We start from the raw sequence: 14,519 nt of genomic DNA, 5'->3' as shown, positions 1-14,519 counted from the left end.
GGTTGCAAGTCTATAAGGTGAAGTTAAATTGTAGATTATATTGTGGACGCTCAGATAGGTTGACCTCTGTGAATCCTCCTTGTACAGGGGTTTGACCCTTTAATTCTGGACGTGCTATTATAAATAAATTGTTTGTAGATAGTGTGAGTGTAGCATTCTCAATGTGGAAACGCTTGAGCCAATTCTCAGGTATTCTGTAGCTGAGGCTGAGATTTGTACACTTCAGGTAATCAGCAGAAACAACACGGATATCAGCATAATTGTACATCTCCCATGAGTTTTCTGCTATGACTGGCATATTCTTGGATTGCCTACGTGAATAGTGGCGGTTGTACTTCGCTGAAACGGCGGGGACCATTTGGTCTATTACGGCGGGAACATTGGTGTGCAGTTCATCACCTGGAGCCATCCAGCGATCCAAAAACATCCTATTTACGTTCATTTCTGGTAGGAAGTTTTTAGCGTTTCGATAAGGTTTGAAGAGACGAGTCTTAGCTCCTAAACTGTACGAGAGGTTAAAGCGGAGTGTGACATTTCCCCAAGTTATGAGGTTACGAAAACTTCCGAACATAGAGGGAAGTCGTGTTCCCGATTTAGTTAGCACTTGCTGGTAGACCTCGTAATTACTCTTTCCGAAGAAATCCTCCATACGTTCTTCTCCATCGTAGAAGAGTGGGCCTCCGTCCTCTGGATTGAGTCCTTTAAAGCGATAGGTGTAGAAAGTACCCAAAGCCTCACCCTTGACTAAGGCTCGCCCATGAAGGAAGTCCTTTGCCGAGAAACGCTCATACTCGGGCTTGCTATCTAGGCGGTTGAAACTTTTGGAGAATGACGTGGAAATACGCCATGTGACGTTTTTCGTGTGCACTGGCTGTACAGATAAGGCACAGCTGAATCCTTGGTTGCGAAGGTCACCACTATTTACTACATAAGAGGGAATGCCGTTGACTAAATCAATATCTAAATTCATATAGGCATCGCTTGTGTATTTGTTGTAATAAGATAGGGTGGCAGCAATCTTTCGATCACATGCCGAAAAGTCTAGTTCAGCACTGAAGGAATGTGTCTTTTCCCACCTTAGATCAGGATTGGGGTAGCGTGCCAAAATAGCAAGTTTCTCATTGTAGTAAGGGTCGGTACTTAGTTTCTGAATTATGGGCACTGGAGATTGATCACGTAGCATATTTCCTTGAGTGCCATATGAAGTGCGCAGGTAGAGGTAGTCTAGCCACGAGTTTTCTGGTAGAAGAGTTGAGAAATCATAGCTGCCAGAGAGTGACCATACGGGTAATAGTTTGCGATTACTTTGGGAGCCAAAACGATTGGATGCATCGGTACGACCATTTATCCCTAGAGTGAGTCTATTATGAAATGAGTAAGAAAAAGTGGCGAATAGTGATCCTTGATTGAGAAGGTCATCCATGCGTTTGGGCTGTGCAGCTTCACTTATCAGCCAAGCCTTGTATGCAGGAAATTTATCAAGATCCTCAGGCGCTACGAACTTCTCGCCATAATCGCGAAAGTATCCTCGTTGCAACTGTCTCATGCCTTTAGTGTGTGTGCTCTCTAGTGAAGAGCCGATATGAAAAGCTAGTACATCCTCATTCTCAAAAGTATGGGTATAGTTGACCATCAAACGGCCAGAAAGAGAGCGAAAGCGTTCTTGGAAATGGTTTAATTCACCACCATAGGGGAGTTCACTATGTTCCAAGGCTACTTTACTGAATTCCCTTCCATAATCTGTCCACCTCAGGTTTGCAACGTAATAAGTTTGGTCATCATGATGCTCTTCGCCATTGGTGTTTGAGGTGGCAAGGGTCATTAGTGCCGACAGAGAAAGATCATTGGTCAGTTTCAAATCATAAGCGGCATTGACAGAGGTGTCAAAATGATCCTGTCTGTACCCACTGTGCTCCAACTCGTTCAGGATGTTAAATCTATAGTTGTAGTAATCATCATCACCACGCTTGTAGAATGAATAACTGCCATCTTCCTCATGGGTGGGAATCGTACGCGATGTGTTGTAAGCATAGTCCACGGGGTTGATAGAGGAGGCATTGTAGGCACGGTTTTCTAATGCCGTCCGCAGCCATACTGTTAGTTGGCTACGCACACTCAGATCGGCTATAACTTTGAGGTACGCAGTCGTGCGTTGGGTCTGATTATTTCTCACCACTCCATTACTCAAACTGTGACCTAATGAGGCATAATAATTGAGATTACCCGAAGTTCCCGAAATAGAGAGGTGCTGATCGGTGGATAACGCATCGCGCATCAATAGGTCAAACCAATCTGTGTTGAGTGACGAGATTTTATTCACGCGATTTTCAAACTCATCAAAGCTGATCTCCTTATTGTAGAGCTTTTGCACTAGATGTTCGTATCCTACTTGATACATATTAGAGGGGAAATAATATCCGGACTCTACTAGCTGACGAGAAAAAAGAACGCGCTCTTGGGAATTCATTAAGTCAATATTTTTATCCGTGTAGCGAGGACGAACGGCCAGACCTATCCCGCCAGCGTAGTTGATGCTAAGTCTGCCGTACCCTCCTTTTTTAGTAGTTACTACGATGACGCCATTGGCGGCTTGTGCTCCATATAGCGCTGTTGAAGCTGCATCCTTTAATACGTCAATTCGCTCAATATCAGCAGGATTGATACCTGCTATGGCGTTGCCAATTCGATTGACAAAGTCTGGGTCGTTAATGTCTTCAGCTGGGATAGTGACTGGATCACGCACCACCACACCATCTACTACCCAAAGAGGTTCACGAACACCAAGAATCGTACTGGTTCCTCTAATACGTAAGCGAGGAGTCATTCCTACATCACCCGCCGTGGGTATCACCAACATCTCAGGTACCAATCCTTCCAATCCTTTGTCCAGCGTGGTTATACCAGGGAAGGCTATTTCAGCACCTTTAATAGTGACCACAGAGCCAGTCCATTGCCTCTTATTTACAGTCTGGTAGCCAGTCACGACCACCTCGCTTAGTTCAGCATTATCGGTCTGTAGAATGAAGGTCATTTGTTTTTCCCCATGATAGGTTTGCTTTTCGGGCGACATTCCTACATAGGATGCTCCAATCTCAATTGTTTTTTCAGATTTTGTAATCCTTACAAAACAGCTTCCACCTTCCCCCGTAACTGCTACGGGCTTGCCATTGAGATAAACGGTAGCGCCAACAGCTGGTGTTTGGTCTGAGAATAAGACTTTGCATCGTATCGCACCTTCAGGTGTTCTGACGGTCTGTGCTGTGCTACTATTTTGTGCATGTGCATGCAAGGAAGCTGCTATTGACAAGGTTAGCACAAGAGCTATAAGCTTACAGCATAGTGATAATAAATGTTTTACCATAAGACATCATAAAGAATAATTATGAGTAATGTTTAAACGTTCTCTTTTGCATACTATAGAGTGAAAAGCCAATTGGCTGAACAATGGGAAAGGTGAAGTGTGGAATAGGATTTCAGGATGATGATCCCAGAACTTTTTGATCGGGACAACTCTACCTATCTAATCAAAACGTAGCGAGGTTATAAGAGCATATTGCAATTACGTGGCTTACCTCAAACGGCAGGATCATTGGGGTGATCTTTTTATCATATAGCAGAGTGTTATCTCCATCAATAGTTAATTAGTTTTCATTGTATCTCTTATTTGGATGTGCAAATTTATCCATAAAATTCTAAATAGAGACTGTTGCACATTCGAGGTTAGGAGTTTTGGTCTGTTTTTTTTGATGGTTTTCATCTTGTCTAGCTTGAGGGAACGCCTTTATATTTGATTATTCTCCTCTGCAAAAGCTCCAATTATGAGCTTTTACAGAGGATTCTTAGTTATTATCCTTTGGTGTCCGATAAACCTTTTAATTTGCTACTTGACTGTTTGACTTTATACGCGTGAGTAGCTTTATTATTGAGAAAGGTCGGACGCTTCCACCAATATTATTGTGAGCTGATAGCAGAAACCTCGGCCGAGGGGTCAGACTTAGATTGGATTGTCTGATCCCCTCTACCGAGGTCTTTTTTTGCCTTAGGTAAGAAACTATACTATGGGAGGTGGAAGTAATCCTCTCTCAATATCTGGATATACTCCTCCAATGCTGCACGCCCTTTAGCCGTGAGGCGACAGGTAGTACGGCTTGATCTCCCGGCCGACTCCTTCTCCACCTCTATGTAGCCTGCCTCAGAGAGTTTATCGATCTGCACACTCAGATTGCCACTGGTAGCACCCGTTTTCTGTCGGAGATAGACGAAATCCGCCTCGGCCACAGAGAGCAATATTGATACAATAGATAGTCGCAGCTGTGAATGCAATAATGGGTCCAGCTCTCTCATGATCTTACCTTTTTTGGTCGGCTATTGAAGTTGGCAGGGACTAGGAATAGCAGTCCGAGCAATATCCCAGTACAAAGATGATCCAAAGGGGTAAACAGAGGCAGATTGAGCACCACACGGCAAAGCATCAGCATCCCTGCGAGTAGCATTACTAGCGAAAAGAGATAAAATCCACGTCGCTTGGTCAACGCCCATACCTGCATCAAGTTGAAGCTCAATATTACCACCGCTAGAGGGGCGAGTAACTGAAACATCCAATTGCCGGTAGACAAACCAAAAATAATAATTGCCACACTAGCCACAGCAAAGTAAGTACCCGTAGCACCTAGCACCTTAGCGATACTCTCATCAAGAAAGGTGGTGACTCTATGCCCCTCATGCTCGCCACGTGCCGCAGGGATAAGGGGCACTAAAAACATTGAAAACCACATAGTGTGCCACCAAGGACTTATTAGATAAGTGGTGGCAAAGAAAGCGAGTAACCCCACAAGTAGGCAGGCCGTTCCCCACACTCTAAAGCGTATCACGATGGATCGCATATCCTCACCCTTAGTAGCTTGGAGCATCTTGGTGATCGTCTCCAAACTCTCCATCTCGTTCATCTTCTTCTCTTCCATAATCTTCAGAAATAATAAGTTTACATTATAAACCATTCGTTCAATAAAAAAGGGTGCGCACCACCTTTCTCGCACCAAAGGTACAAAAGTTTATAATATAAACCAAACATCTGAGCCATTATTTTTAGAGGTAGTTTGGGAGTACTTTTGGCATACAATCTACGCCTAATTCACTGCTATTTATTGAAAAAAAATACAGCAGTCCAAATGCCCTTTTGTATCTCACTGTAATACAATAAGATAAGAAACCGAAAACTGAGTTGCAACTAAGCAAATGCCGAGTTGCAACTAAGCAATCGGCGAGTTGCAACAAAGCAAACGCTTAGTTGCAACTCAATAAATGCTTTGCTCCTATCTCGTCCGAAACCTATTTTGAGAACATCAATTTCAAAGGGTCTCCGCGAGGAGGTCCTTCATTGGGGGGGGGCACCTCATCAGACAGGTCAGACAGGTCGGACAAGTCGGACAGGTCAGACGTCTGTTTTGGGCATAAAAAAGTGGGGACCCATTGGCACCTCAAGGACAAACTTGAAGAAAGCCAATAGGTCACCACCAACCTAACACCTACCACATCACTCTAATGAGTAGATCTTTGCGAGCCTTTACCCTCTTTCCATCTAGGCACTTTAGGACAGTAACAGTGTGCCTACTTGGATCGAAAGTCAATGGGTCTCTATCTCTCTAGATAGATCAACTCGCTTTTGATAACGACGGCACTGCTCCAATCGGTCGTATCCCAGCATAATTCCGAGCATAAAATCCTCCTCTGGGGTGTACTCCGCAAGGGGCTTGTCGTCTCCTATATGTCGGATAACATCTAGGCAAGGACCGTCTCCAAAGAAGACATTGTACTTGACCGGTGTAACCTTCTGTAGGATATATTCTATATGACGGCTACAAAGCCAATTCTCCACCTCACCCTTAAGGGAGGAGTGAAAAGTATAAAGTGCCAAGCTCCTAAGTTTCTTGTGATACTCATAGGTAAGGTGAGATAGCACTCCCATTGCTCCGCTCATATCCGCCTCCTTTCTATCTCTATAGTAAGGGTTTTAATTGGCTCACCCAGCCTTCGATGCGCTCTTCGGTCTGGTCTTCCTCATTATCCGCATCGAGTGGGAGACCTACAAACTCATCATTGACTACAGCGGTGGAATCATCAAAAGAGTAGCCATCTGTGGGCACCTCGCCTACCATCTTGCAGCCTTTGTCATTAAAGAAGTGGTATAGCTCGCCCATGCCATCAACAAAGGTATCGGAGAAGCTCGAGGAGTCGCCTAGCCCGAAGAGAGCCACCTGCTTGCCCGTTAGCTCCACGCCCGAAAGCTTGTCTAGCATATCGCCCCAGTCGTCCTGCAAGTCGCCGCAACCCCAAGTGGAGGTGCCGAGAATCAAGCAATCGGACTGCTCAAATGGTTCGGTGCCACAATCGGCTACATTGTGTAGCTCAGGCTGGAAGTCGCTCAGCTTAGAAGCGATCAACTCTGCCGCCTCTTTGGTATGATCGGTACACGTACCGTAGATAATTGAGATCTTCTTCATATTACTCTTATTGCTATTTTACTATATGGTATGTAAAGATAAAATGCTTATTCTCCTATCAATTCATGAGCAAAGGTAGGCAATAACTGACCGCCCATCAATACCCATTAGTAGTGATTTTAGCTAGTTATCTCATAGCTAATTATGATGAATACCCACTAGATTCGCCCAGGATCGATCTATCCAAAAAGGTCTTAGAGCAACCGCTAAAGCGGGAACTAACGTGGTTACCCCTTTGTAGGTACCCTCATCGGAGAAGTCGGACAGGGCAGACTAGCCGGACACCACGATAAAGCACCATATCTCCATTACTATTCAGTAGAATTTGGTATATTTGTTGATAATAATATATGAAGTAATGGCAATAACTATATGAAGCTAAATAAGATCATTTCAATGGTGGCGGGGCTGATGCTGCTGATGCCCTCTCTAGGGCTATATGCCCAGTCGCACAACGACAAGAACCAAATAGCGGTAAGTAGGGCACAATATATATTTAACTCTGCCCTCTCAGGAGTAGCCGCCTACTATGTAGATACCTTTGATATACAGGAGGTGAGTACAGAGGCCATCAATGCGATGCTGGCACAGCTAGACCCCTATACCAATTATATCCCTGAGGTGGAGAAGGAGGATTTCCAAGTAATGACCACCGGGGAGTATGCGGGCATCGGTGCCTATATCCAGTTAGTGGATAGCACAGTCTATGTACAGTACCCCATGCCAGGGTCGCCGGCAGAGCGTGCAGGGCTCCGCATGGGTGATGCCTTTTTGGAGATCGATGGGGTATCAGTAGTGCCTGGCACGCCCTCCAAGGTGAGTAGTAAGCTAAAAGGCCCTGCTGGCACTAGTGTACGGGTGAAGATACTAAAGCTGGGGAAAAGTGATCCAGAGGAGATGGAGATTGTGCGTGGATCTGTGGTGGTGGATCAAGTGGTGAGCCGTGGCCTTTACCAAGATAGCATTGGCTATATCCGCCTCAATAGCTTCACCACGAAGAGTGCTGAGGATGTGAGGAGAGCCTATGCCGAGCTCAATAAGGGGGGCAAGATGAAGTCGCTGATCCTAGACCTCCGTGGCAATGGTGGCGGTGTAATGGGAGGAGCTATTGAGCTACTCAGTATGTTTGTACCAAAGGGGACCAAGGTGCTCTATACTAAGGGACGGCTACCACAGACTTCGCAGGAGTACTTTACCGAGCAGGAGCCTATAGACCTGGAGATACCTCTGGTGGTGATGATCAATGGAGGCTCGGCTTCGGCAAGTGAAATCGTGGCAGGTGCTTTACAGGATCTGGATAGAGCGGTGATCGTAGGGAGTAAGAGCTTTGGAAAGGGGCTAGTACAGACCACGCTTCCAACCCCGTATGATGGCATCCTCAAGCTGACCACTTCGCGCTACTACATACCGAGTGGGCGCTGCATTCAGCAGCTCGATTATTCACACCGTAATCCCGATGGATCAGTTGCCTCGGTACCCGATAGCTTGACCAATGTATTTCACACGGCAGGGGGGCGTGAGGTACGTGATGGCGGTGGCATTCGACCAGATGTGGAGATTGAGGGAGAGATGATGGATGCCATTACGATTGCCCTCAGCAACCAAGGGCGGATCTTCCAATTTGCCAACCAACTCTTTTTGGAGCACCCACAGGCAAAGGAGCTACAGGATATTGTGATCTCGGATGAGGAGGTGGCTCGGTTTATTGGAGAGCTAAAGGGGGAGGACTTTGAATTTGGCGAGATGAGCCTAGAGATGCTGAAGTCGGTGGAGCAGGTAGCTAAGTTTGAGGGATATGAAGAGGTGAGCAAGGAGGCATTTGCCACTCTTCGCAAAGCGCTTACGCCCTCAATTGAGCAAGCTTTCGCCAAGAGTCGGGGTCAGATTGTGCGTCTGCTCCAAGGCAGCCTTGCTCAGCACTATTTCGGGCAGGAGGGGCAGTTTGCTATCACACTCCAAGACGATCCTACTATGCAGGGAGCTATGGACATCTTGAGTACGCCAAAGCGGTATCATGACATTCTACGGAAGTCATCACTCCAATAATCTCATCACCATGGCGAAGCACGATAGAGGCGGTATGATATTTTCTACCAATAGAGACCTAATGGACCAGCTCCAGAGCACCCCTGAGGTGGAGACTTTGCCCCCTGAGAAGCAACCTCTAGTGGTACGCAGAGATAATAAAGGACGGAAGGGCAAGGTAGTGACGCTGGTGGAGGGATTTATAGGCAGTGATGATGAGTTGCAGACTCTAGCAAAGCGACTGAAGGTGGCTTGTGGTGTAGGTGGCAGTGCCAAGGAGGGCGAAATACTGATACAGGGCGAGGTGGTGGAGCGTGTAGTGACTCTACTTCAGCAGTGGGGATACGAAAAGTGCAGAAGGAGATGACGGAAGTTGCGGTTAATAAGTCGGCAGGTAAGGAGCAAAGACCGCTTAATATATTCAAAGCATCGGCGGGGAGTGGTAAGACTTACACGCTAGTGCATCGGTACCTGGATCTGCTACTTTCGGATGGTATGGAGGGGGGATACAAGAGGATCCTTGTTGCTACCTTCACTAATAAAGCAACGACGGAGCTGCGGGAGAGGATTGTGAAGGAGCTATATGAGATTTCTCTCAACGGAAGAAAGCAAGAGAAGGGGGCGCCAAAGAAAACACCACAACAAATAGATAAAGAGAAAAGCAAAGCAAGGGAGGTGCTGGAGGAGATCCTACTCGACTATGAATCTCTGAGGGTACAGACGATCGACTCTTTCTTTCAGGAGATTGTCCGCACCTTCGTGATTGAGCTGGAGAATAGTAGCGCCAATGCCGAGGTGGCACTCGATAGGGATGGGGCGATTGAGATGTCGGTGGATCGTCTCCTTTTGAATCAAGAGAGCAATGTATTTACTCGATTGGGCTCAGTGCTTCTCTCTCGAGTGGAGGAGGGTGATAGCACTGATGTTCGTGCGGCTATTATCAATCTTGCCAAGGAGATGCTCTACAACCCTCAGGCGGATAAATACCCTATCCAAGCTCTCGACCCTAAGGATATTGATCTAGCTGCAATGGAATTGAAGACAAAGGCCGAGGAAGCTCTCACAGAGATGGAGAAGCCTTTCGACATCCTTCAAGACACTCTTGCAGAATACGCCGATGAAGCACTGGCACTTAGTAGCTATGGTTTCCTAAAAGCTCTGCAAGGGAAGGAGCTATCCGAGCTGATCCTTAGGAAGATCACGGACCCACAAAAGCCTGTATACGACGGCAGAATAAAGGTGGGAAAAGATGGGAAGTTGGCGATCTTCTCTAGTAAGAACTTCAAAGTGGTGGCAAAGCAGTTTCCGGAGCTAATGAATGGTCTTGACGATATAGAGCAGAAGCTATACGACCTTAATGATGTGATTGGTCAATATGCAGGAGACTATCAGCTCGCTAAACTGCTCAAGGAGCATCTGAGCCTGCTCCCTATTCTCTCGCAGCTACAAACGGAGATAGCACAATACCAAGAGGAGCACAAGGTGGTGCTGATCGAGGAGATCAACGAACTGGTTAAAAAGGTGATCAACGGTGCTTCTACCCCCCTTATCTATGAAAAGGTGGGCGGAAGGATTGACCACTATATGCTCGATGAGTTTCAAGACACCAACCGCACGCAGTGGGAAAACTTTAGGGTGCTACTCATTGAAAGCCTGAGCCAGATGAAGGAGAACTTCCTCGTAGGCGACGTAAAGCAAAGCATCTATAGGTGGCGAGGTACCGATAGCTCTCTACTTAATAGTGAGGTGGAGAGTGACCGCATACTCCAATACTTTACAAATGATGACCCACTGAAAATCAATTGGAGAAGTGACGAAAACATCGTGCGCTTCAACAACCTATTCTTTGATAACATCTACGACTTCCCCTCCCATACTGATCTCGACGGGGAGAGTAATGAGGTTTACAAGAAGATATACGAGAGCAACGTCTGCCAAGAGCCTAACAAGAAGAATGGGCATGGCTACGTACGCTTTGAGCAACTAGAGGCAGGCGATGAGGGCGAGCCGGTAGAGGAGGTACTCACTAATCGGATAAAAAATCTGCTCCTAGACCTTCACAAAGATGGCTACAACCCAGGGGATATCGCCTTCGTGGTACGCACCAATAATGAAGCAACGAAGATAGCAGAGATGCTGAATAACTTCGCCACAGAGGACAAGGCCAATCGCCACTGCTTTGCCTTTCTCTCGGATGAAGCTCTACTGGTGAGCCACTCAAGCACAGTGAAGCTGATCACGGCACTATACCAGCATGTAGCCGACCCTCAAAACAGCCAGAAAAAGGTCTTCTTTGAGGTGGCATGCCACACCTTTGGGATATCCGATGAGGAGAAGATAGAGCAACTGATCCAAATAGTGCAAACGGGAGCTACCCTCTTTGAGATAACCAATGAACTCCTGGCAAATCTCGAGATACCAAGTGAGGAGGAGCTCTATATCAATTCGTTCCTAGACCTACTCCATGAGTTTGTAGAGAATGAGCCCAATACGCTACTCCAATTTAGCTATTGGTGGAAGCGCATCGGTGTCCGGCAGATGGTAACCATGGGCAATGACGAAAACGACAAGATACAGCTGATCACCCTTCACAAAGCAAAGGGGTTGGAGTTTCCCGTGGTGATTATGCCCTATCTTGATTGGGATATCTCTAAGCTTAGCTTAAATAACAGTTTGGAGTTTTGTGACACCGAGAAGTACCTTCCTGAGGGCTTTGTGCAGCATCCACTCCCCTTCTATATCATTCCTGAAGCCCCCTCTGCACCACACCTCAATTCGCTCATTGGCAGGAAGTATAGAGAAATACACGAGGCCAACTACCTCGATAATCTCAACCTACTCTACGTGGCATTTACACGCCCGAAAGAGCGGCTCTACCTCTATACTAAAGAGAAACCCACCACTAAGAAAGTGACCCGTATCGTACACGAGCGACTAAGATTGCTCAAGAAGCTAGACCCCAGCGAGGATAGTATGCTACAGTGTGAGAATGAAAAGGTTTGGACCTATGGTAATGAGCAAAGGGGGGATAAGAAGAAAGAGGAGACCTCCACTAAGGAAGAAGTAGCGACAAAGGTGGAGCTACACCTTAATAAAGAGCCACGCCAATCAATTCTTAGGCGGATAGAGTCCGAAGCCGCCTTTGATAGTGAAGCTATTCAGCACGGGATTAAGATGCACGATGTGATGTCGAGAGTGATCTCGTGGGACGACTTTGAGCACGCCGTTGCCCGCCTACCTAAGACAGAGGAGGAGAAGCAGACCCTGATCAACCAATTTAATACAGCTCTGGCAGAAGACCCACAGCTACGAGACTGGTTTACCCCCAAGGAGGGAAGGAGCATTCTCACCGAGCAATCTATCTACATCGGTGAGTACGACCAGCATAGGCGACCCGATAGGCTGATCATAGAGGGGAGCAATGCCATCGTGATTGACTATAAGTTTGGCGAGAATACAGATATACCGCAGTACCGAGCTCAGATCAAAGGCTACCTTACCCTACTAGAGAAGATGGGCTACCAAGCAAAGGGATATCTATGGAATTGGGAAAAGACCCCAGAGATTGTAGAAGTAAAGAAATAACACCATGGCTATGACCCCACTCATTGGCAAAACACTTTCGGAGCTCCAAGAGCTAGTTACCTCTTTGAGTGAACCTCGCTTTAGAGGCAAGCAGATAGCAGAATGGCTCTACCAAAAGCGAGCCACTTCCATTGAGGAGATGACCAATCTCTCTAAGTCGTTTAGAGCTAAATTGGCGGAGAATTATCAGGTCGGTCGCACTCCATTCACGCACCGACAGATCTCCACGGATGGCACAGAGAAGTACCTTTTCCCTCTACTTGCCAATCCCGCCTACCAATTTGAGACCGTTTACATTCCCGAAGCTAATCGAGCCACCCTCTGCATCAGCAGTCAGGTAGGGTGCAAGATGGCGTGCTCATTTTGTGCCACGGGTAAAATGGGCTGGTTGGCCAATCTATCAAGTGCCGATATTATCAATCAGGTGCTCAGTATCCCCCACTCCGATAAGCTCACCAACTTAGTCTTTATGGGGATGGGCGAGCCTTTGGACAACTATGAGGAGGTAGCAAAGGTGATAGAGATACTCACCGCCGACTACGGTCTGGCGTGGAGCCCCAAGCGGATCACGGTCAGCACGATAGGCGTAAAGGAAGGGCTCAATAGACTTCTACGGGAGCAGAGCGTACACATCGCTATCAGTATACACAATGCGATACCCGAGGAGCGACTACAATTGATGCCTGTGGAGCGAGCTTTCCATATAGAGGAGGTGGTGCAACAGCTAAGCCAATACGACTTTTCGGGTCAGAGGCGGCTCTCCTTCGAGTACATTCTATTTGAGGGTCTCAATGATACCAAGGCACACGCCGACCGTCTGATAGCCCTCCTCAAGCCACTCGATTGTAGGGTCAACCTTATTCGGTACCACGCTATCCCAGGCATTCCCTACCATACCCCCACCTCGGAACAGGTGCTTTGGTTTGAGGAGTACCTCAATAAGCACGGACTATGCACCACCACCCGACGCTCACGTGGCGAAGATATATCGGCAGCGTGTGGTATGCTCTCCACAGAAAAGAAAAAGTAACCCCCTACGGATAAGATGGCTACCTACCGCCAAGCAAAAGACCTCACGAGAGGACCGATCGGGCCTCATCTGGTGCACCTTGCCCTCCCGATACTAGGGACCTCCTTCATACAGATGCTCTACAGCTTTACCGATATGGCGTGGGTAGGGCGTCTCTCCTCCGAGGCAGTGGCAGCAACGGGAGCAGCCTCGGTCTTTACGTGGATTGCCAGCTCACTCTCTATGCTGAATAAGGTAGCTGCCGAGGTGGGGGTCTCCAATGCTCTAGGCAGAGGAGAGCAGGATGAAGCTCGCCAGTACGCCAGCCACACCTCTACTATTGCTATCATTATGGGCGTGGTGGTGATGGCTATCTACCTCCTATTTAATGAAGGGTTGATAGGCATCTATCGGCTCGAGACCTCTATCCACAAGATGGGGACCGACTATCTCTCCATAGTGGCGCTAGGGTTACCCCTCATCTTTCCCACGGTCGCCTACACCGGCATCTACAATGCTACGGGTCACTCCAAGATTCCTTTCATTATAAGTAGTATAGGACTATTTCTCAATATGCTCCTCGACCCACTCCTTATATTTGTAGCGGGCTTGGGGGTTAGGGGGGCAGCACTCGCCACCATCCTCTCCCAAGGGATCGTGCTAGCTCTTTTCCTCTTACAGATGTGCTACAGAGACCAATTGCTGGGTGGAATCAAGATATTCATCAAACTAACTAAAGGGATTACCTACAGCGTACTGCGTATCGGCACCCCTGTGGCTGTGATGAATAGCCTATTTGCTTTTATCAACCTCACACTAGGTCACCTTGCCTCGCTCTATGGCGGGCATCTCGGAGTGATGGCACTCACCACTGGAGGGCAGCTAGAGGGGCTCTGCTGGAATACCGCCCAAGGATTCTCTACCGCCCTTAGTGCCTTTACCGGGCAAAACTATGGGGCTAATAAGATAGACCGCATCTACAAAGGGGTGCGCTACACACTGATCTTATCGCTGATTGTGGGCGTCCTGGGCTTCTGCATCTACTTCTTTTGGGGCGAAGGGCTCTTCGCACTCATTGTCCCTGAGGAAGCCGCCTACATTGCTGGTGGCATCTACCTATCCATTCAAGCAGTACCACAAGTATTTAGTATGATAGAGATCACCAGCCAAGGTTTCTTCTACGGTATCCGCCAGACACTCCCCCCCTCCCTCATCAGTATCATTGGCAACCTGCTCCGGATTCCCGCCGCCCTCCTCCTATTGCCCCTCACCAAGGATATCACCACCCTTTGGTGGATCATCGGTGCCTCCTCTATTCTCAAGGGCATCGTTGCCGGCATCTGGTACCTCCTCGTCCGTCGCTCCACCATTTCATCGAATAGATAAAGATAAATACCATA

Annotated in this window: 10 protein-coding genes; 5 read left to right on the top strand and 5 right to left on the bottom strand. The window is 47.4% G+C overall.

Annotation, left to right across the window (positions count from 1 at the left end; genetic code table 11):
- Nucleotides 1–10: 10 nt before the first annotated feature.
- The 5 genes from MWL85_RS00985 to fldA all read right to left on the bottom strand — a co-directional run bounded on the left by MWL85_RS00985 (nt 11) and on the right by fldA (nt 6,500).
- Nucleotides 11–3,361, bottom strand: coding sequence for a SusC/RagA family TonB-linked outer membrane protein (locus MWL85_RS00985; RefSeq protein ID WP_244401037.1), 3,351 nt, complete (start codon nt 3,359–3,361; stop codon nt 11–13).
- 695 nt (nt 3,362–4,056) lie between these two features.
- Complete coding sequence (locus tag MWL85_RS00980) at nt 4,057–4,347, bottom strand: winged helix-turn-helix domain-containing protein (protein WP_244401837.1); 291 nt, start codon at nt 4,345–4,347, stop codon at nt 4,057–4,059.
- On the bottom strand, nt 4,341–4,961 hold the full coding sequence (locus MWL85_RS00975; RefSeq protein WP_244401036.1) for a hypothetical protein: 621 nt from the start codon (nt 4,959–4,961) through the stop codon (nt 4,341–4,343). The genes MWL85_RS00980 and MWL85_RS00975 overlap by 7 nt, the downstream gene beginning before the upstream one ends.
- A 662-nt stretch (nt 4,962–5,623) precedes the next feature.
- Entirely contained in the window at nt 5,624–5,977 is a 354-nt protein-coding gene (locus MWL85_RS00970; RefSeq protein WP_244401034.1) for a DUF2023 family protein, read from the bottom strand.
- A 19-nt stretch (nt 5,978–5,996) separates the two neighbouring features.
- Entirely contained in the window at nt 5,997–6,500 is a 504-nt protein-coding gene (gene fldA, locus MWL85_RS00965; RefSeq protein ID WP_018028665.1) for a flavodoxin FldA, read from the bottom strand.
- Nucleotides 6,501–6,872: 372 nt separating this feature from the next.
- Here fldA and MWL85_RS00960 point away from each other — a divergent pair, with 372 nt between their 5' ends.
- From MWL85_RS00960 to MWL85_RS00940, 5 genes are read left to right on the top strand one after another with little or no spacing between them, the layout of a single operon-like run.
- Entirely contained in the window at nt 6,873–8,546 is a 1,674-nt protein-coding gene (locus tag MWL85_RS00960) for a S41 family peptidase (RefSeq protein ID WP_244401032.1), read from the top strand.
- A gap of 10 nt (nt 8,547–8,556) precedes the next feature.
- Nucleotides 8,557–8,892: a translation initiation factor gene (locus MWL85_RS00955; RefSeq protein ID WP_244401836.1), complete on the top strand. Its 336-nt coding sequence runs from the start codon at nt 8,557–8,559 to the stop codon at nt 8,890–8,892.
- Nucleotides 8,889–12,110 carry a UvrD-helicase domain-containing protein gene (locus MWL85_RS00950; protein WP_244401030.1) on the top strand — a complete coding sequence of 1,074 codons (3,222 nt, stop codon included), beginning with the start codon at nt 8,889–8,891 and terminating at the stop codon, nt 12,108–12,110. The genes MWL85_RS00955 and MWL85_RS00950 overlap by 4 nt, the downstream gene beginning before the upstream one ends.
- 4 nt (nt 12,111–12,114) lie before the next feature.
- Complete coding sequence (rlmN, locus tag MWL85_RS00945) at nt 12,115–13,140, top strand: dual-specificity RNA methyltransferase RlmN (protein ID WP_244401028.1); 1,026 nt, start codon at nt 12,115–12,117, stop codon at nt 13,138–13,140.
- A gap of 15 nt (nt 13,141–13,155) precedes the next feature.
- Entirely contained in the window at nt 13,156–14,505 is a 1,350-nt protein-coding gene (locus MWL85_RS00940) for an MATE family efflux transporter (RefSeq protein ID WP_244401027.1), read from the top strand.
- Nucleotides 14,506–14,519 lie beyond the last annotated feature (14 nt).

It is taken from the genome of Porphyromonas somerae, from assembly GCF_022845615.1.
Classification (GTDB): domain Bacteria; phylum Bacteroidota; class Bacteroidia; order Bacteroidales; family Porphyromonadaceae; genus Porphyromonas_A; species Porphyromonas_A somerae.
Note: the sequence above shows the minus strand (reverse complement) of the source record. Positions and strands in the feature narration are given on the sequence as shown.